The sequence below is a fragment of the Alicyclobacillus sp. ALC3 genome, assembly GCF_028751195.1.
Taxonomy (GTDB): domain Bacteria; phylum Bacillota; class Bacilli; order Alicyclobacillales; family Alicyclobacillaceae; genus Alicyclobacillus_L.
Genome location: NZ_CP066784.1, coordinates 813,901 through 833,645, shown reverse-complemented (window position 1 = coordinate 833,645; position 19,745 = coordinate 813,901). Strand labels below are relative to the sequence as shown.

13 protein-coding genes and 10 tRNA genes are annotated in these 19,745 nt (G+C 55.1%); 20 read left to right on the top strand and 3 right to left on the bottom strand.

What is annotated here, in order from left to right; genetic code table 11:
• The first annotated feature begins 667 nt into the window (after positions 1-667).
• On the top strand, positions 668-1,174 hold the full coding sequence (locus tag JC200_RS03980) for a GNAT family N-acetyltransferase (protein WP_274434885.1): 507 nt from the start codon (positions 668-670) through the stop codon (positions 1,172-1,174).
• A 381-nt stretch (positions 1,175-1,555) separates the two neighbouring features.
• Here the strand turns inward: JC200_RS03980 and JC200_RS03975 are convergent, their stop codons facing one another.
• Positions 1,556-2,854 carry an ATP-binding protein gene (locus JC200_RS03975; protein WP_274434884.1) on the bottom strand — a complete coding sequence of 433 codons (1,299 nt, stop codon included), beginning with the start codon at positions 2,852-2,854 and terminating at the stop codon, positions 1,556-1,558.
• Between the two features lie 752 nt (positions 2,855-3,606).
• On the opposite strand from JC200_RS03975, the gene JC200_RS03970 reads away from it, so the two are divergent.
• The 11 genes from JC200_RS03970 (at position 3,607) to JC200_RS03920 (ending at position 10,977) form a co-directional block, all read left to right on the top strand.
• Positions 3,607-8,340 carry a beta-galactosidase gene (locus tag JC200_RS03970; RefSeq protein WP_274434883.1) on the top strand — a complete coding sequence of 1,578 codons (4,734 nt, stop codon included), beginning with the start codon at positions 3,607-3,609 and terminating at the stop codon, positions 8,338-8,340.
• A gap of 232 nt (positions 8,341-8,572) precedes the next feature.
• Positions 8,573-9,556 carry a mannose-6-phosphate isomerase, class I gene (manA, locus tag JC200_RS03965; protein WP_274434882.1) on the top strand — a complete coding sequence of 328 codons (984 nt, stop codon included), beginning with the start codon at positions 8,573-8,575 and terminating at the stop codon, positions 9,554-9,556.
• A gap of 544 nt (positions 9,557-10,100) precedes the next feature.
• Positions 10,101-10,177 (top strand) — tRNA-Arg (locus tag JC200_RS03960).
• 1 nt (position 10,178) lies between these two features.
• Positions 10,179-10,261: transfer RNA gene (locus tag JC200_RS03955), tRNA-Leu, on the top strand.
• Positions 10,262-10,267: 6 nt separating this feature from the next.
• Positions 10,268-10,343: transfer RNA gene (locus JC200_RS03950), tRNA-Ala, on the top strand.
• A 3-nt stretch (positions 10,344-10,346) separates the two neighbouring features.
• Positions 10,347-10,421: transfer RNA gene (locus JC200_RS03945), tRNA-Asn, on the top strand.
• 50 nt (positions 10,422-10,471) lie between these two features.
• Positions 10,472-10,546 (top strand) — tRNA-Glu (locus JC200_RS03940).
• Between the two features lies 1 nt (position 10,547).
• Positions 10,548-10,622 (top strand) — tRNA-Val (locus tag JC200_RS03935).
• Between the two features lie 85 nt (positions 10,623-10,707).
• Positions 10,708-10,783: transfer RNA gene (locus JC200_RS03930), tRNA-Met, on the top strand.
• A 3-nt stretch (positions 10,784-10,786) separates the two neighbouring features.
• A tRNA-Asp gene (locus JC200_RS03925) sits at positions 10,787-10,863 on the top strand.
• 37 nt (positions 10,864-10,900) lie between these two features.
• Positions 10,901-10,977 (top strand) — tRNA-Ile (locus JC200_RS03920).
• Between the two features lie 161 nt (positions 10,978-11,138).
• Here JC200_RS03920 and JC200_RS03915 read toward each other — a convergent pair.
• Positions 11,139-11,498 (bottom strand): helix-turn-helix transcriptional regulator, encoded by a 360-nt coding sequence (locus tag JC200_RS03915; protein ID WP_274434881.1) that lies wholly within the window; start codon positions 11,496-11,498, stop codon positions 11,139-11,141.
• A 385-nt stretch (positions 11,499-11,883) separates the two neighbouring features.
• Between JC200_RS03915 and JC200_RS03910 the strand changes: the two genes are divergently transcribed.
• From JC200_RS03910 to JC200_RS03880, 7 genes are all read left to right on the top strand, one after another.
• Positions 11,884-12,441, top strand: a complete 558-nt coding sequence (locus tag JC200_RS03910) for an aminodeoxychorismate/anthranilate synthase component II (RefSeq protein ID WP_274434880.1) — start codon at positions 11,884-11,886, stop codon at positions 12,439-12,441.
• A gap of 121 nt (positions 12,442-12,562) precedes the next feature.
• Positions 12,563-14,293, top strand: a complete 1,731-nt coding sequence (locus JC200_RS03905; RefSeq protein WP_274434879.1) for an anthranilate synthase component I family protein — start codon at positions 12,563-12,565, stop codon at positions 14,291-14,293.
• A gap of 1,416 nt (positions 14,294-15,709) precedes the next feature.
• Positions 15,710-16,087, top strand: a complete 378-nt coding sequence (locus JC200_RS03900; RefSeq protein WP_274434878.1) for a hypothetical protein — start codon at positions 15,710-15,712, stop codon at positions 16,085-16,087.
• A gap of 38 nt (positions 16,088-16,125) precedes the next feature.
• Positions 16,126-17,112 (top strand): heavy metal-binding domain-containing protein, encoded by a 987-nt coding sequence (locus tag JC200_RS03895; protein ID WP_274434877.1) that lies wholly within the window; start codon positions 16,126-16,128, stop codon positions 17,110-17,112.
• 18 nt (positions 17,113-17,130) lie between these two features.
• Entirely contained in the window at positions 17,131-17,946 is an 816-nt protein-coding gene (locus JC200_RS03890; protein ID WP_274434876.1) for a heavy metal-binding domain-containing protein, read from the top strand.
• A gap of 250 nt (positions 17,947-18,196) precedes the next feature.
• Positions 18,197-18,901 (top strand): PspA/IM30 family protein, encoded by a 705-nt coding sequence (locus JC200_RS03885; RefSeq protein ID WP_274434875.1) that lies wholly within the window; start codon positions 18,197-18,199, stop codon positions 18,899-18,901.
• A 76-nt stretch (positions 18,902-18,977) separates the two neighbouring features.
• Positions 18,978-19,053, top strand: a tRNA-Arg gene (locus JC200_RS03880).
• Between the two features lie 211 nt (positions 19,054-19,264).
• Here the strand turns inward: JC200_RS03880 and JC200_RS03875 are convergent.
• A complete protein-coding gene (locus JC200_RS03875) occupies positions 19,265-19,417 on the bottom strand; it encodes a hypothetical protein (protein ID WP_274434874.1) in 153 nt (50 codons plus the stop codon).
• A 132-nt stretch (positions 19,418-19,549) separates the two neighbouring features.
• On the opposite strand from JC200_RS03875, the gene JC200_RS03870 reads away from it, so the two are divergent.
• The gene (locus JC200_RS03870; protein WP_274434873.1) at positions 19,550-19,723 is read left to right on the top strand and encodes a hypothetical protein; all 174 of its coding nucleotides are present in this window, start codon (positions 19,550-19,552) and stop codon (positions 19,721-19,723) included.
• Positions 19,724-19,745: the final 22 nt, after the last annotated feature.

Below are 19,745 nucleotides of genomic sequence, written 5' to 3'. Positions count from 1 at the left end.
AGTAGTCGGGGTCAGTATTCCCCTATTGCTGATTCGCAGTTCCACGAACTACCGCGGGAGTCGGGGCACCTAAACATCTGATTAAGGGGTTGTCGACGAAACAAGGTAAGCCCCATGGGGTCTGTTCCATCTGGAGCAGTAAGCTGAACGCGAGTGAAGCCGAATTCCCTAGGGGGTAGAAGAGTGGGCAAAAAGCGAATGCCGTCTTGTAACGAGAAGGATAGGGACGGTGACAACACCGAGATATCCCGACGCGAAAGCGTGCAGACTTGCCCGAGGTGACCAAACCGGGAATCATGTAGCACGAGGCGAATGGAGTGACCTGTTATGAACCCATTAGCCGTCCAAGAGACGAGCCAACGGGTCACACTCGAAAGAGTATGCGAGGAGTCGCACGCCGCGTCACGGGTTGCCAAGCGTACCAGCAAGGTGGCTTGAACCGTGTGATTCGAAGGGGTCACGCACGGTTCCGAGGGGCGAGGGCACCGTAAGGTGACCAAGCCACCCGGTCAGAAAAGTTTGAGTAGAGGAAGCGTGAATTGTGCTATTATTTACCCAATCTGAAGCCCAAAGGGGTATGCCTGTGATTGAGTTCAAACCAGTCCTCAATAAAAATTTCTAAGGGATTGGGAAATGACCGGTCCCCAAAGAAAAGGGGATTTGTGAAGTGGCGGATTTAGAAACGAAGCGCCTACGTATGGTGTCATGGAATCAAGCATTGGCGTTGGCAGCCATTCAGGACACGTCAAGATTGTCTCAATTATTAGGTCTAGAAGTACCGAGAGATTTTCCAAATAAACCGGTCCGAGAATACGTGCTACCAACTACGTTGAAGGAACTTGATCGAGATGCCGGCGTGGGGCAATGGAGCGGGATGATTGTTCACGTTGCGGATGCTATTGTGATCGGCTCTATGGGCTTTAAATCTCCACCGGATGAACTTGGCATGGTTGAAATCGGGTATGACATTGTCCCAATTTACCGGGGGAATGGATATGCTACGGAAATGGCTTGGGCGATGATTGAATGGGCATTTCATCAACCAAACGTCAGTCGAGTAACTGCAGAGTGCTTAGCCAACAATAAACCGTCTGTACGTGTACTCGAAAAGGTAGGAATGAAACAAGTATCCCGATCGAAAGACATGATTTATTGGGCAAGCAACAGGCAGTGAGAGGGTTAAGGGTAGCCTGCCATAGGCTACCCTTTAATCGTGAGTTGTTCTTCAGCTAACGGGCTGCGAATATGCAATAAGGTTGCCATCTGCGGAATGCATAAATACCCAACCAGTAGTTGGTGAAATCGCTGTTGTGTTGTTGTGCGATTCCAAACATCGTTCGTAAAAAGCAAATTATCACCTATGCAAGTCGGGCGTCAATGTCCAGCGCTTCCCCCAAAATGCCCTGAACGGACAATTTGCGTCGTCATTAGCTCGCCAGAATCTGGACATCAGACACCATGAACCTTCAGACAAAATAGCGCGGTAGTAACATGATGGCTCTACAGGGCGTGATTTTATTCGAGAGACCATGAGGAAGTGTAGGCGAATACGACGCTAATCTGTGCCGAGGGAAGGGAAATCAACGGACACAGTCGTCCCAACCCCTAACTGGCTGCTAACCGTAACACGTCCCCGAAATCGGTCCGTCAGCTTTTTGACTATATACAAACCAATTCCTTGACCGTTCGTTCCTTCACTAAACTTCGCATACTTTTCAAACATGGATTCTAACTGACGCTCAGACATGCCAATACCATTGTCCTTGACAATGAACCAAGTTCGCCCTTGACTGACCATGGAAGTAAACTCGACCCTGCCATGTTCTCGAGAGTACTTAATCGCGTTACTGATTAAATTCGACAGGATGAGTCTTAGTCCTGTGGTGTTTCCTGTAATTATATTTTGTGCACTAATATTTACATCAGCAACAAGCGTAACGTTCTGTACCATGCTTTTCGTTTCCATTAATGTTACAACCTTTGCGGCAACCTCATATGTGTGAATGGGTTCCAACTTCATAAACAAGTCGTTCGAAAGCATCTGCTCGGTTTCCATGATGTGTGTAAGTTCTTGGTCGATTGCACTAACATACCGTTCGATTGTGATGAGTTTCTCAGAGGCGGCAGCACTTAGGGTTGGTTCAGTGCTGCGAAGAATTTTAGCGTAACCACTGATGACGGTCAGTGGATTACGCACTTCATGAGAAACGGCGTGGACAAAATCAAGTTTTGACTTGTAAAAATCAATTTCCGACTCAGTTTTGGACTGTACGGAAAGGGAGGGATATGTGCTTTTCTTGGCGTAGAGTGGCGAATCAACTAACTCTGTGTCTGTCATCAGGTAGTCATGAGTTCTGAGCATCTTAAGCACCAACGCATTGGGTGTGTGCGACTCGTCGTACGCACATACAGAAATTAGACGTTGTCCCTTTACACTATCGTCTGCCATCGTTTCAAACTGGTCTAGTGTAGGAACTATATTCTTATCGTCTCGCCATACGACCTTAGCCCAAGTTCGTATGGTCCGGTTTGACTGCAATAGTGGACTCAACAAACTCTCGAAACCGCTAACAATTCGGTCCGTTTGAAATTCTGTGTACGTACCGTAAAACGCGTCACTTGCTCTGAACAAAACTCGTTGTAGGTTTTCTTCCGGCAATCTATCAAGAATCGTGTTTCTTAGTTTTTCGTAAATGTGGGCATGGTCGATGACGAGCACGAATTGATTTAGATTGATTCCGCCCATGACGTACGCGGCCAAGTTGTCTAGATAGTCTGACTCTTCTTGGAATATGTACAGGATGTGGGCGCCTGATCGAACCTCTACATCTTTGTTGAGAACAGCGTTTGGCATTTACTGTCTCCCGTCCGGACGTCTTGATTGGGAATTCCCGTTAAGTATACCATGCTTATTATTTCTGCGGAATCTGAGTCGTCCCGTTTTGTTTGAATGCACGTGGTCCCTCGTTTTGCAGCTAACGCTTTCTTGGCGCTGTGGACGGTGACTTGAACGGACACCGTAGTCTGAATCAGAATTTAGGGGATTTATTAGGCGATAAAAGCTTTGAGGAAGTGAAGGTACAGTACTTGGACATCCACTTCGTCTGCCTTTCGCTCCGCAAGACGGTTGGGGGATATGGAGTGTTACACTGGCCAGATTTCAATCTTATGCGAACTCAAGGCGCGACTACTGACACGCGCTTGAAGCGTCGAGCCGAGGCGGGTTGTTGGGGTAGCGCAATATAACTGAATAGTATTGACACAACAAACTAGTCAGACTATTATGTTTGTTAATTACGGTAATTAATTAGTGCTCCCATCACGTAATAATACTCCGTATGAGACCTCATGAGATTGACATGCAGATTGCCCGGTAGTTCTTCACTTGTTGCAAGGGGGGTGATCTATGATTACGTCCAGTTGCATAAGATGAGGTCGCTGTTTTCTGGATCAGTGTTCCGCGTACAGTTCCGTCAGCCCCTGAAATCTTGGAGCAAGGTGAGTCATATGTGACGCAACCCTAGGAAGGGGGGAGTCATACATATCAATTTCCCGAAGTGTTAGTTAGTTACTTTGAAAAACGTGACTGCACTCAAGGAGGGATTGATGGTGACGAAGAGTATGCGGGCAAAGGCCAATGTATCAGCAGCACGAGGGGGCGCGAGACAGCAGCAGCGCTTTTTCTTGCGGTTGGGTCAATGGGCAGGTGTGGTCGTGACGGGAGTCGCTTTCACTGCGACTGGAATGGCGTCGGTTCAAGCCGATACGGGCGCGGGCACTATAGCGGGCTCGCTTGCTCCTGTGACACACAGCAACGCACATCAAGTCGTGCTGGATTCACCTTTCAAGAAAGCTCAGACAGTGCCGACGCACGTGCATGCCATTGGTGGGGACACCTCGGTGACGGTGACGTGGGCAGGCCCTTCGACTGTGGATGGTGCTCCCGTGACTTCTTGGACCGTAACGGCTTCTACGGGACAGCAAGTAACGGCACAACAGCCTAACCATTGGGTGATTTTCCCTGGACTCAAGAATGGAGTCTCCGTGACTTTTCGGGTGACTGCTACCAGTTCAAAAGGTACATCCCAGGCTTCACCGACGTCCAACCGTGTGACTCCCAATCCCATCGCACCGCCAAAACACGTGATCCTCGGAAAAGCGCAAAAGGTCACTTACGACCACTATTCACTCAAAATCGGTGGAAAGCGGGTTTTCATTTTCTCGGGAGAATTTGACCCTTGGCGAACGCCTTCTCCGTCTCTGTGGGTGGACAGACTTGAAAAGATGAAGGCCGCAGGATTTAACGCTGTCACTGTGTATTTTAACTGGGACTACACGTCGCCGGCGCCTGGTGTCTATAACTTCTCCGGAATCCGTAACATGAACCAGTTCCTAAACGATGCCCAGAAAGTCGGGCTGTACGTCATAGCGCGACCCGGTCCGTACATTAATGCGGAAACCGACGGCGGAGGATTCCCTGGTTGGTTGGTCACACAGTCCGGTGTCGCCCGAACAAACGCGCCGGATTACCTCGCGGCGGCCGACCAATGGTTGTCCGAGATCGATGCAATTATCGCCGCTCACCAGATTACAAGGGGCGGTGACGTGATTCTCTATCAAGTCGAAAACGAGAATCAAAGCCATTCCCAAGCGTCTATTGCTGGTATGCAGGCATTGGAAGCAAAGGCCGCACAGGATGGCATCAACGTACCGACCCTAGCAAACAACTACGGGAGTGCGGTGTCCAACTGGGCGAGCGGTCCGGGTGCCACAAACCTGTACGGGTCGGACGTCTATCCACTCGGATTTAACTGCGCGAATACACAGGCGTTCGGAACGCCTCCCAATCTTTCCGGGACACATAATCTTGGCGGGCCGAATAAGCCGTTGATCTCGCCGGAATACCAAGGTGGGTCGTTTAATGGGTGGGGGAGTTCGGCCAACTATGCAATGTGTCGGACAATGACGGGTTCGAGCTTCGAGAATGTGTACTACAAGCAAAATCTGGCTACCGGAGTGACAGTCCAGAGCAATTACATGACTGTCGGCGGTACCAACTGGGGATGGCTGCCGGCACCATTCATGTACACGTCGTATGATTATGGCGCCGCCATCGCGGAGTCTGGTAAACTTCCGTCGAAATACGCTGCCGAAAAGCTGATTATCGAGCAGACGCAAGCGGTTGCACCGCTGACGAAAACGGAGTCCACGGCTACGCCACAACCTTCCAATCCTGGTGTCTTGGCAATTGAACGGGCAAATCCGTCGACGGGCACGCGCTTCCTATATTTGAGTCAAACGAACCCGTCCTCTACGGCAACTGTGCAGACCCATGCGAGTCTGACGCTTGGTGCAGTCGGGCACTACACATACGGCGACACGAATTCAGCGCTCCAATACTCTGGAACTTGGACACCAGTCAAAAACCAGTCGTACACCAGTGGTGATTATCAAAACTCCGAAGACTTCTCCAACCAGACGGGGGCCTCAGTCACGGTTAAGTTTACGGGAACAGCCGTACAGTGGATTGGACCGAAGGCAGCCAATCACGGCATTGCGAACGTCTACTTGGACGGGAAAAAGGTTGCTGCGGTGGATAGCTACGCCCCATCCACTGAGTTTCAACAGGTCCTCTACGGTGTGAGCGGATTGTCTAACACCACGCATACACTCAAGATTGTCGTTAGTGGGCAAAAGAATCCAGCTTCAGGGGGGACTTTTGTTTCCATCAACGCGATCAACGTCCCGAGCCCCGGCACCTACTTTCCGTCAATTCCGAAGGTGGGTTCTATTACCATCAGAGGACGGGAAGCAAAATTTTTGGTCGCAAATTGGCAGTTCGGCGCTCAGGACCTAGTCTACTCGACCTCAGAAGTTGCTACCCAAGCCAAGGTGGGTCAGCAGCGCGCGCTTCTGTTATACGGTGACTCTGGAACGACTGGAGAAACCGTTCTTCACTACCACAGCCAACCGTCGGTCGACGTCCTGTCGGGCAACGGCAACGTAACCTCTCATTGGAATGCTGCCACGGGGAATCTGAGACTGGACTACACCCACTCAGGTCTGACTGAAGTACGCATTACAGCTGGGACACATCAATTGCTGCTGCTGATTGGTACACACAAGACGGCAGAGCAGTTCTGGAAAGTTTCAACTTCGGTCGGAACTGTGTTGGTGCGCGGGTCAAATCTGGTGCGTACTGCCCGTGTTGCTGGTTCAACGCTTGTGCTGACTGGGGATACTTCGGCCGCAGGGCCAATCCAGGTCTGGGGACCAGCCATGGTTCGAAAGATTGTGTGGGACGGTACAGCCCTCGCGACGACGATGAAACCCGATGGTTCCTTCAATGGGACTTTAGCAGGTCCACCTAGCATTACCCTTCCCAAACTGACCGGGTGGCGGTTTATGCAGGGCGCGCCTGAACGGCTGTTAAACTACAACGACTCGAACTGGCAGATTGCGAATCACATGTCGACTACAAACCCGACGAAACCGGTAACACTCCCCGTGCTATATGCGGACGATTATGGTTTTCACCATGGGTTTGTGTGGTACCGTGGTCAGTTTACTGGTCAGAATAACGTCTCCGGAATCACGTTAACTGCTGATGGCGGAAGTTATGGCGCGTTCTCTGTGTGGCTGAACGGGACATTTCTCGGGTCCAACACCACCGGAGGAGAGCAACAGCAGACCTTCAAGTTCCCGAAGTCGCTGCTTCGGTCCAACGCCAAGAATGTGGTCAGCGTCCTTGTGGAAAACATGGGTCATAACGAAGACGGGGGATCAAATGATTCACAGAAACGCCCAAGAGGCTTGCTGGGTGCATCGCTCCACACGAGTACTGGTGCTGCGCCGCAAGTCACCTGGCGTCTGCAAGGAAATAAGGGCGGTACAAATTTACAAGATAAGGTTCGCGGCGTAATGAATCCAGCTGGTTTGTACGGTACAAATCACGGATGGAATCTCCCAGGCTTCCCAGACCAGAACTGGAAGCCGGTTTCACTCCCGAATACGTGGGCGTCACAAGGCATTGCACCCGGTATTGGCTGGTACCGGACCAACTTCACCCTGAACATCCCGAAAGGAGTTACCGCGCCGATTGCCCTTACAATGTCCCCTGTATCAGGTGGAAAGCCTGGGTCAACGCACCGACAGTACCAGGCGTTCATTTACTTGAACGGATGGTTGGTGGGCAGGTACATCAACTACTTAGGACCGCAGCAACGTTTCTACCTACCAGCAGGAATTCTCAATGACCACGGGAAGAATACTTTAGCCATTGCGGTCTGGGGCCTTAGCAATCACGGAGGTGGACTTGGCAACGTAGGTCTTGTTACCTACAGCGTGGAGAGAGGCGGGATTCCGGTAAAACCGGTCTCTGCGCCTGGCTACTCTCCCGCAGTCTACGGTCCTCCAGTCATCAAGTCAGCGCCGAACCTTTCCTTGCAGACATCATCGCGTCTTGTCGAGGCTGGTCATTCGGCGACGGTCACGGCCACCTTGCTTGATTCATCTCGCCGACCACTGAAGGATGCAGCAATCACCCTGCGCGCACCAAGTGGCTGGACGGTGAAACAAAATTCTCCCAATTCACTCGATGTGGTCCGACCGGGACAAAAGGTGATGGAAACCTTTATCGTGACACCTCCACAGACCTCTGCGTCTGCTGGTGACGTTCGGTTGACCGGGACGGCAACGTGGAAATCAGGCCATCGCCAGAGTAGCACTGGAGATACCGTGGGAATGGTGACTCCTTACGCGAGCCTTGCCGCCAGCTATGACAATACCGGGATCACCAGTAATTCTGTGCCAAACCCGCACACCGGTTTTCTCGGATTCGATGGGATTGGAACGACTTTCTCGGCCCAGGGATTGGCCGCAGATGGACTGCAGCCGGGCGTTACCGTCAACGTCAATGGAACTTCATTGACCTGGCCCAATGTTCCACCCGGGCAACACGACAACACTATGGCACTCGGCCAAATCATCCAAGTCTCCGGTGAAGGTAAAGAGTTGACCTTCATCACCTCAAGTAACAACTCCACGCTTAGTGGTACAGGGGTCATTTACTATACCGACGGGACCACTTCTCAGTTTACATTGAACGTCGGGAACTTCTGGTATCCCCCGGGGCAGGGCGGCAATCCCAACAGTACACAAGTGGCAGCAGTAAACTACGCCAATTACCCTACCGGTTCATCCGGACACACTGTGTATCTGTTTGGAGTATCTGTACCGCTGCAGGCGGGAAAAACCGTCGAAGCTGTGAAGTTGCCGTCACTCTCTAGCGTAGCGGGCTATCAGGCTGCCATGCATATTTTTGCTCTGGGCATCAGCTAAAACAAATTTCGAAGGTGGTTTGAAAGCTGGGGCTGTCCCGTCAGGCTGATGCCGGGGCAGCCCCTTCGTGTGGACCCCGGACATGAGCAAAAACCGTTGCTGCCTGCCCGATTGACGTGCTACATTGGCGTAAAGTGGAAGTCGCCATCTGAGTTGTATTGACTACGCCTAGGCATCCTTGTCAGCCTGAGAACACGTTTAATCTGACAGTAACTGCAGAGAGGAATGCGACATGGACAACCTTCACGTTTCACCTGTAAAACTTCGCCCCATCCCGACGCCCCGTCTCTGGGGCGGACATCACATGAAAGCCCACTTCGGCGCCGACCATGTCACTGAGCCGGTCGGTGAGTACTGGCTGGTGTCGGCGCACCCGCAACAAGAGAGTGTTGTCGTCGGAGGGGACTACGATGGCTGGTCGCTGTCGGAACTCACACGGCAATACCCGGAAGCTTATCTCGGCACGTCGCCGCAGCCGCGATTTCCGCTGTTAATTAAATTAATTGAAGCTGAGACTGACCTATCTGTGCAGGTTCACCCGGACGATACGTACGCACAGATGCACGCGAACGATTTCGGAAAGACAGAAGCTTGGTACATTCTCGACGCTCCGGAGTCGGGGCGTGTCGTCTACGGCCATCACTTTCGGGACAGAGCGGACTACCTGCGGGCAGTCGCGGAACGGCGAGTGGCCGACCTTCTCGACTACCGCAGTGTCCAGCCGGGTGACACGGTCTATGTACCGTCCGGGACCTTGCACGCTTTGCTCGGTGGGACAACCCTCATCGAGGTGCAGCAGACATCGGACGTGACCTACCGCGTATATGACTGGGATCGCGTCGATGCATCCGGACAACCGCGCGCGCTGCACGTCGAGCGGGCTGCGGACGTATTGCGCTATGAGGAGGCACCCGCGCCGCTGCCGGCGGGAAACGTCGACGCCAGGACCGAACACGCGCGTGCACAAGTGCTGCTCGACTGCCCGTATTTTCGCATCGAGCGGTGGATGCAGGTCGGTGAAGGTACGACGGTTTTACCACCGAGCAGTAATCCGAGTGTCGTCGTCGGAGTTTCCGGCGTGGGACGGATGACTTGGCAGGGGCGTGATGTTGGGCAAGTGGGTACCGGGGACGCCTGGCTCATCCCAACGGCGTGCAGCACGACTGCAATTGTGGCTGGGGATGAGCCGTGGGTAGTGCTGCGCGTGATCTACTGAAGTCAGCTGTGGGACTGGCTGCTTGGCTGGTGGAGCAAAAGTGGGGAATTCAAATTTTTTGCGATGCCGTGTATAAGGTGCCTCCCTCCGTGACATTCTAAGGTGCGTAAGGGAGGGTGATGGGTGATGGCAACCCGGACATAACCGCATGGTTGGTCAGTGTTCCTCATCGTCATAAGTCCTTTACGGAAGAGGCAGCTTCGGCTGCCTCTTCAGCTTTGAACAGCTGAAGAGGGTAGTGGGGCGCCCATGGACATCTACTCGTTGCTGATGTGTCAGACGACCCTGATTTCTAGTTGGTGAAAATCGTGCTTGACATGACCCGAGCAGCCGTTGTATTATGGGCAACGTTCCGCTTTTGCGGTACAGGGTTCGAGCGAAACGCTCAGGCTTTGGTGGGCGTCTGCCAATCCAAAGACGGCAAGTTCGAAGATGAAATTAGCAGTTGCAATTGCTCGAATGACGCCGTATAATAAGCTTCGTCGCTTCGAGCGGCAGGGTGAAAAAGAGCACTGATAGAACCGAGTTTACCGCTCTGAAACATGCGCCCGTAGCTCAGCCGGATAGAGTGCTTGACTACGAATCAAGAGGTCGGGAGTTCGAATCTCTCCGGGCGCACCATGCCGAAGTGGCGGAATTGGCAGACGCACACGACTCAAAATCGTGCGGGAAACCGTGCCGGTTCGAGTCCGGCCTTCGGCACCAGGTCGTGGGGCTATAGCTCAGATGGGAGAGCGCTAGAATCGCACTCTAGAGGCCAGCGGTTCGACTCCGCTTAGCTCCACCACGTTCCTCGATAGCTCAGCGGTAGAGCATCCGGCTGTTAACCGGAGGGTCGTAGGTTCGAATCCTACTCGGGGAGCCACCGGATTTCAACGGTGTCGCGGCGGCCCGCGCGCCGACCGCGCACTCTGCGGCCCCATGGTCAAGTGGTTAAGACACCGCCCTTTCACGGCGGTAACGGGGGTTCGAGTCCCCCTGGGGTCACCAAGGGCGGTTAGCTCAGCGGGAGAGCACTCGCTTCACACGCGAGGGGTCGGCAGTTCGATCCTGCCACCGCCCACCACCGAACTTCATAATGCAAGGCCACAAGATGTACGTATCGGCCGCTTACCAGACGGTCCGGTACTGGTGCGCAAAGCGCACAATGACGCGGGGTGGAGCAGTTGGCAGCTCGTCGGGCTCATAACCCGAAGGTCGCAGGTTCAAGTCCTGCCCCCGCAACCACATGGAGCTGTGGTGTAGAGGCCTAACATGCCTGCCTGTCACGCAGGAGACCGCGGGTTCGAATCCCGTCAGCTCCGCCATGCTTTTTCTGGTGGCGTATGTACTACCCGCACGTGCGGGCCTATAGCTCAGCTGGCTAGAGCGCACGACTGATAATCGTGAGGTCAGAGGTTCGAGTCCTCTTAGGCCCACCAATAGCACCGCCAATCCCTTGCAGAGCAAGGGATTTTTGATTTTCCAAGTGCAAACCATCTATCCGGGAAGGCAGTGAAGTAGCCGGGCGGAGGTGACCATTTCCACGTGGTTATGTACACACGACAAGACCCTCGGGCCGGTCACACCCGAGGGTCAGTATTTATCGGTCATCAACCACAATGCGCCCGCAGTTCGGACATACGACAGCTTCTTTTATGACCCCGTCTTCGTCTGATTCCTTCAATAGTATATTCTCGTCACTAGGTACAATAGGCTCTGCAGTATCCGGATCAAACTGATACTCGCATGCCTTACAAGTCCACACTATGACCCACACCCAAATGTCCTCGACTCTCTTCCCTAACGCCCTCGCAATTTTGTACGCATTCAACAAGGACGGAAGCGATTTACCCGTGACCACTCGACTCAAGACAGCAGGATGAATTCCTGTCTTCGCAACCAACCAACTCTGTTTCGTGCCGTACTCATTCAACGCTTCCCTTAACTTCGACTTGATCATTTACATCACCGTCGAGTTACTTCTGCATCGTCTCCGAAATCCCTCCACGTTTACGCAATTGTAATATATTGCAAACTATCGAGAGCGCGTACACGACCGTCACTTTGGTAGCTGTGTTTCGACATGTTGGGATTTTGAATTGGTTCCGCTGTCTCTTGACGTGACGGCTCTCGCTTTGTAAGCTGTATGCAGATGAGCAGAGGTAAGAACAGATGAGCCTGGTGAGCTGAGTTGAGCCGAGTGTTTGGTATGCTCTGGTTCCTGCTGTGTGTTTGCCGCGGCTGATGCTGCGGCTTTTTTGATCACGCAGGGTGCCATGAACACCGCGTACGAACTGCTCGGAGTCGCTTGGAGTCGCTCGCTAGAGAAGAGAGGAGCCCCCATAATGCTGGTCGTGATCGACAACTTTGACTCGTTTACGTATAACCTCGTGCAACTGTGCGGTGAACTTGGCGCGGACGTCGTGGTCCGGCGCAACACGGTGACTGTGCAGGATCTCAAAGACTTGCGCCCGACCCACTTGATGGTTTCACCCGGACCGTGCACCCCGCACGAGGCCGGTTGCTCGGTCGAGGCCATTCAGGCGTTTGCCGGTTTAATCCCGGTGCTCGGCGTATGTCTTGGTCACCAGTCGCTCGCGCAGGCGTTTGACGCCCACGTTGTGCGCGCGGAGGAACTTAAGCACGGTAAGACCTCACTCGTTTATCACGACGGCGACGACCTGTTCGCCGGCATCCCCAACCCCTTTCAAGCCACTCGCTACCATTCACTCGTCGTGGAACGGGAGACGCTGCCCGACACGTTTACAGACATCGCTCGCACAGGTTCGACCATCATGGGACTGCGCCACCGACCGACAGGCGCGCTCGGTGTTCAGTTTCACCCGGAGTCGATTTTGACCCCGCAAGGAAAGGACCTGTTGCGCAACTTCCTCGCGAGCTGACCGTCGGCGCGGAGGGATTCGTAGTTGATGGGTCAGACGGACGGATCTCGTTGATTCATCCGGTGGCGGTCGGGAAGACGATGGAGTGCAGGAGACTGAGTGAAACGAGGGAGTTGGGGAGATGACAGGACAACACGTAGATGCGCTGCGGATGTTTCTGCGCCTTGTCGAAGACGCAGGTGAAGGGCGCGTGTTCCTGCTAGAAGCAGCATCTGACGACGCGCATCCGGAGTATCAAATGAGCATGATTGGCACGGCACCGGTCGTCGAGGTGCAGGTGAAAGACGGTGTGATTGACCTGTACGCGATTGACGGACTCGCGCAGTACCTCCTCGGCAAATTGCCGGGTGCAGTCGCAACTGACCTAGCGGGGGGCGGGCATGGAACGACCGCCCCGAGCGAAGGCCTAGGCGTGACTGCTGAGCGAGTGGAGACGAGCGAGGCGGGGGCGGTTGAACCGAAGGCGGTTGAACTGGGGGCGACCCAGCTAGGCGTGACTGCTGAGCGAGTGGAGACGAGCGAAGCGGGGGCGGTGCTGCCGCCAACCCGAGCCAGCGTGATCTGCGAAGTGCCTATGCGCTTTCGGGCGGCGGACGTAATGACTTGGCTCGAACAACTGCGGCAGCTGGTTGCGGGGCTACTCGCAGTCGATCACTTGGTGCCGTTTTCAGCTGGGCTGCTCGGCTACATCGGCTACGACGCGGTTCACTACCTTGAAGAGTTGCCAAAGACGACGTGCGACGACCGTCAGTTGCCGGATATCCGTTTACAGTGGCACGCCGTGATCACGCAGATCACGGACGGTGACGTCCATGTGTTCGACAGCATCGACGCTCTGGCGCGGGTTGCTCCACAGACTGTGATCACGGATTTACGCGCAGAAGCTGCTCGCACCCGCGAGATTGTCGCGAATCCCGCGGCGGCGCTCGAGTTTGGCGCCGAGCGGCTGGATGCCCTTGCGCAGATGAGCGAAAGCGCCTCGGTCTCGTTGCCGCCGACTGCTGGCCAGGTGGGTGGGCAAGTGCAGGAAGATGTGTCGCAGGCGCTGTTTGAGGCGAATGTGGAGAGAGCCAAGGAGTACATTCGGGCTGGCGACATCTTCCAGGTTGTCTTGTCGAAACGCCTGCGTGTTGCGAAGCAACTCCATCCCTACGTCGCGTACGACCGTCTGCGCAAACTCAACCCGTCGCCCTACATGTTTGTGGCGGAATACCCGGATATGCGAGTCTTTGGCGCGAGCCCGGAAGTGCAGTTTCGCGCAGTCGGTCGCAAGGCCCAGATGAAGCCGATCGCCGGCACGTCGAAGGGCCGTGGCAAGACACCGGCTGAAGACAAGGTGCTCGCGGACCGCTTGCTCGCTGATGAGAAAGAGCGAGCGGAACACGTAATGCTGGTTGACTTGTGTCGGAACGACTTGGGGCGCGTCTGCGAGATTGGCTCCATCCGCGTTCCGGAACTGATGGTGGTGGAACCGTACTCGCACTTGTTCCACCTTGTCTCTGTCGTCGAAGGGACGCTGCGTGAAGACACGAGCGTGTTCCACGCACTGCTCGCGACATTCCCGGCTGGCACGTTGTCGGGCGCACCGAAGATTCGGGCGATGGAGATTATCGACGAACTCGAGTCGCTGCGCCGGGGGCCGTACGGTGGGATGCTCGGCATGATTGACTTTGCTGGTAACGCCAATACAGCCATCGTGATCCGCACAGTTGTCGAAGCGGACGACGCCTACTATGTTCAGGTCGGCGCGGGCATCGTCGCCGACAGCGTGCCGTCGCAGGAGTGGCTGGAGTGCGGCCACAAGGCTGGCGCCACGATCGATGTGCTGACGAGCCGGCTTGTGCGCGTGTAGGCAGCGACTGGCAGTTCGGCGTGGCGTGGCGTGGCGGAGTCGCGAAATGACCCCTAGCAGGGTGGTCCGTTGCGCGTAGACATCAAACTGCTCACTATTTGCGGACTCCGTTCGCTGTAGTTGTCAGAATGACAACTACTCCGCTCTGGCCGTCTCCGCTCTGGCCGTCTCCGCAGTTGTCAAAATGACACTTAGCGGGGTGAGCCTGCAGCTGTAGGTGTCAAAATGACACTTAGCGGAGGTGGCCTGCAGCTGTAGGTGTCAAAATGACACTTAGCGGGGTGAGCCTGCAGCTGTAGGTGTCAAAATGACACTTAGCGGCTGGAGCCTGCAGGTTTAGGTGTCAAAATGACACTTAGCGGCGGTGGCCTGCAGCTGTAGGTGTCAAAATGACACTTAGCGGCTGGAGCCTGCAGGTTTAGGTGTCAAAATGACACTTAACGGCGGGAGCCTGCAGCTGTAGGTGTCAAAATGACACTTAGCCGGGTGAGCCTGCAGGTTTAGATGTCAAAATGACACTTAGCGGGGTGAGCCTGCAGCTGTAGGTGTCAAAATGACACTTAGCGGTGGGAGCCTGCAGCTGTAGGTGTCAAAATGACACTTAGCGGCGGGAGCCAGCAGCTGTAGATGTCAAAATGACACTTAGCCGTGGGAGCCTGAAGCTGTAGATGTCAAAATGACACTTAGCGGCGGGAGCCTGCAGCTGTAGGTGTCAAAATGACACTTAGCGGGGTGAGCCTGCAGCTGTAGGTGTCAAAATGACACTTAGCGGCGAGAGCCTGCAGCTGTAGATGTCAAAATGACACTTAGCGGCGAGAGGCTGCAGCTGTAGATGTCAAAATGACACTTAGCGGCGACGGCCTGCAGCTGTAGATGTCAAAATGACACTTAGCGGCGGCGACCTGCAGCTGTAGATGTCAAAATGACACTTAGCGGCGACGGCCAGCAGCTGTAGATGTCAAAATGACACTTAGCGGCGACGGCCTGCATCCGTAGGTGTCAAAATGACACTTAGCGGCGGTGGCCTGCAGCTGTAGATGTCAAAATGACACTTAGCGGGGTGAGCTTGCAGCTGTAGATGTCAAAATGACACTTAGCGGCGACGGCCTGCAGCTGTAGATGTCAAAATGACACCTAGCGGCGACGGCCTGCAGCTGTAGATGTCAAAATGACACCTAGTGGGGAGAGCCTGCAGCTGTAAATGTCAAAATGACACTTAGCGGCGGGAGCCTGCAGCTGTAGATGTCAAAATGACGCCCCCTCCGCCCCTCCGCCACCCCCCTCAGGTAGACGCCGGCCACAAACTTGTGACAATCGTCATACATGCATCAAATTAGGGCGCTTCGCAGTTGCGGAGTGCCACTTCTTTACCAAAAAATGCGCTATACTGAGGCCAAAGGCAGAGGGGGGCCGACGGTGAGCGAGTTTGACCTTGGGGCGGCGTCGTGGCGCCGCGGACTAACCGACGAGAAGGCATACGTAGAAGCCCTGGCGACCCGGCTGGAAAAGGCACTTCCGGGCCAGACCACAATTGAGCGAGAGCACCGGCTGTTTTCTAATGAACAGGCAATCCGACTGATTGAGATTCGATTGGAGACCCACACGTATCGTCTCCACTTTGACAAACGGCGTGGCATGTCGACGGAGCGGGCAAAGGTTGTCCGTGGAATCGCGCTGAAGACCGAGCCAATTTCGTTCTCTGAGTGGTTGGCAGGGGTGTCGCAGGAACTCGAAGAGCTTGCAGAGTTGCATGAAGAGGCGCGATCTGCGATCGAGCGTTTCCTGTTTTCCTAAACGATGTGCGAATGCGAGTGGGTGAGGGAGGGGTTCGGGTGTGGTTTCGCAAGGACAAATCTAGAGACACCGGACCACCGCCGCAGTCCGGAACCAGTGGCGGAACCAGTGGCGGTGGCGCCGGCGAGCTCGGTACGTCAGGCCGTCCGCGCAGACTAGCCGTTGAAGACGGAGCGGCGCGGGCGCGCGAGACGGAAGCGGCGCTGACTTCCGGGCGGCTGCCAGGGCGTGTGCTCGAACGCATGGAGCTTGAGAAAAAGGGCGACCTCCCGTGGACGAGCGATTTGTCCGTGAATGAGTGGCACTTGTTGCGCCCGTTTGGCTTCCGACCTCTCGGTCTGGTCATGGGCAGCAGCTACTACCACATCGGGTTTACCGCACAAAACCGCGCAGGCATGTGGTATTCCGGCGATGTGACCGACGTCGAACGAGCCATGCTCGACGTCCGTAGACAGGCGTTGCAGCGGATGTCGATGGAGGCTGAGGCGCTCGGCGCGAATGCAGTTGTCGGCGTGCGACTAGAGCTAAAGGAGCCCGACTACGGTAGTCACGAAGTCGAGTTCACCGCATTTGGCACGGCTGTGGTACTAGACGGTGAGCCAGTCCCGAAATCGCCCGTGCTGTGCACTGTGGACGGAGCGTCGCTCGTGAAGTTGCTGCGCGCCGGATCAATCCCGATTGGCCTCGCGTTGGGAGTCTGTGTCTACTACCAGGCGTCCTCCCGCCAAGACATGTGGCAGGTGCGCAGTTGGGTCAATCAGGAGATCCCGGCGTACACCGACGCCGTCTACCAAACACGCAACCGCGCGGTGCGCAACATGTGGCGGGAAGCCTCCGCGCTTGGCGCGTCCGGCGTGCTCGCGCACGAGACCAAGCTGTCCGTGCACGACGTGGAGGTCGAACGTGGCGAAGGCGATGACCGGCTCGATCACATCGTCGAATTTTTCACCATGGGCACGGCGGTCCACAGCACAGTCGTACCCGCAAAGTTCACGCCAAAACTCACAATAGATGCTGGGAAGTAACCACTAGGAGGCGAAGCAATGGCGGATCCACATGAAGGCTTGCCACAACACGCACTGGAGCGTTTGCGCGGACTGAGGTCACAGGGACACCCGGACGGAGTGTTTACGTCCGACCTGAGCGTGAACGAATACTTACTGGTGCGCGAAGCAGGCTTTGAACCGATTGGCATGGTGCTCGGCAGTTCCATCTACCACATTGGCTACCAGCAGAGTCGCTGGAAACAGAGCATGGAGATGGACGTGCTGACGCAAGCGATGTACGAAGCGCGTGAACTCGCCATGTCGCGGATGGAAGAAGAAGCAGCCGAACTTGGCGCAGATGGCGTCGTCGGTGTCCGGCTACAAGTGAACCGATACGAGTGGGGAGAAAGTCTGGCGGAGTTTCTTGCGATTGGCACGGCGGTCGTCGCTCGCGAACCCGGTGGGCACTTCCGCAGTTTTCGCGGCAAGCCGTTTACGTCCGACTTGTCCGGACAAGATTTTTGGACGTTGCTGCGGGCAGGCTACCGACCGCTGTCGATGGTGATGGGCAGCTGTGTCTACCACGTTGCACACCAGGGAATGTTGAAGAGTATGTCCTTAGTTGGGCAGAACCAGGAGATGCCGAACTTTACGCAGGCTCTCTACGATGCGCGCGAACTTGCGATGGAACGTATGCAGGCCGAGGCGCACGAAGAGAAGGCGGAAGGGATTGTCGGCGTCCGGATTGACGAAAAGTCACACGGCTGGGGTTCGCACGTGATTGAGTTCTTTGCGGTCGGGACGGCAGTGACGCCGATTCGGGCCGATCACGAAATTTCCCCGCCACAACTCATCCTGTCGTTGAACGACTGAGCCGTGACAAATGAGCCACAACTCATCCTGTCGTTGAACGACTGAGCCGTGACAAATGAGCCCTGACGGTGGCCATCGAACGGTGCCGTGCGGCAGCGTGCCGACGGGCATGGCGTTACGCCGATTCGTGGGGCGTATCGGGATTGACGTAGAACCGCTAATTTGGCAGAAATTCGGCCGTACAGGCGACAGAAGCAACTCGCACAACGTAAATAAGTAGCGTATCCTGAAGGACATGGAGGGGATTGGAATGGGACTATTCAAACGCGCAGCAACCGTTGTCGAATCACGGGTAAACAAGCTGCTTGACAAGCTGGAAGATCCGAACGCGACGCTTGACCTCAGCTACGAAAAAATGATTGACGGGCTGCAGGAGATGAAGGCAAGTCTGGCTGATGTCGTGACAGAACAAAAGCAACTTGAAGTCCAAATTGCGCGCGTCGAGCGTGATATGGCAGACCGTGAAGAGGAAGCGAAGACGGCGCTGAAGATGGGCCGTGAAGACCTCGCTCAGGCAGCTTTGGAGCGCAAGCACCAGTTGTCGTCGCAACTCGAACCGCTGAAACAGGCACTCGAGCGCATCACAGCGCAAGCGGAGCGGTTGAAGGACGCGGAGCGCAAACTCGAAGACCGCATCCATGCTTTCAAGACGCAGAAAGAGGTCACAAAGGCGACTTACAACGCGTCGAAGGCAGAGGTTAAAGTCGGGGAGTCGATGAGCGGCATCAGCAAATCGTTTGGCGGTGTCGGCGACTCGCTGCAGCGGGCGCAGGACAAAGCCGAGCAGATGCAGGCGCGCGCAGCGGCGATGGAGTCCTTGGCAGAGGAAGGCATCCTTGAGGACCCACTCGACAAGCGCGACAACGTGCAAAAGGAACTTGACCAAATCAAGCAACAGTCCGCTGTTCAGGACGACTTAGAGCGCTTGAAGAAAGAAATGGAGAACAAGCAGTAAGTAACCGTGGCTAAGGCCATCTACGCGACACTTGTTTCTACTCGCGCAAATGTGGTATAGTGACAGTCGTTCACTTGCGCCCGTAGCTTAGTGGATAGAGCGCTGGCCTCCGGAGCCAGAGGTCGGGGGTTCGAATCCCTCCGGGCGCGCCACATGGCAGCACTACAATAATCGCCGCGACCAGAATCGATGGTTGCGGCGATTTTGTCTGTCTTCGGGTCGGTATCGTCAGCCAGGGGCCATCAAGCCTACAGGTCAGGCCCCACGATTTACCTTCGGGGCATCATTGCGCCTAGTTTGTACAACAGCGGTGTCGCGCCAAAGAACAAAACCAGAATTCCGAACTCGCTCCATTTCCGACGCTTATTCGCCATAGGGCCTGGCCCCCTTCCCGCGCATCCTCTGCCAGAACACGTCAGCTGTGATTACAATCATCCCGAGGGCAGCCAGGACTCCAAAGGCAGAGCGCGCTTTGATGACCGCGGGCGAATTGTCCTCCATCGGTTCCTTCAGCATGCCAAGGTGCCTCCCTCCCTACCACTACTGTATGAGCGTCACACTCCCCAGACGGCCCCCCATTGCCTATTTGTGAAGCGGGCCGCAACATTGCTGCACTGCCGTTCATATGCTGAATGGGGGGAGTGGACAGTGGCGGCGATGAGAAGCACTCGGACAATGGAACAGACGCGCGAGGAGGCGGTTGCGGCAGCGGAACGGAATCCGTCGTACCGATTCCACGACTTCATCGTGATCATATCGCTGTTCGCCGCGTACTCGATATTCTTTTACGGCAGGTCCCCTGGAGACCAGGGGGAGACGTGAACGAAATGTACCGTTGTCACGA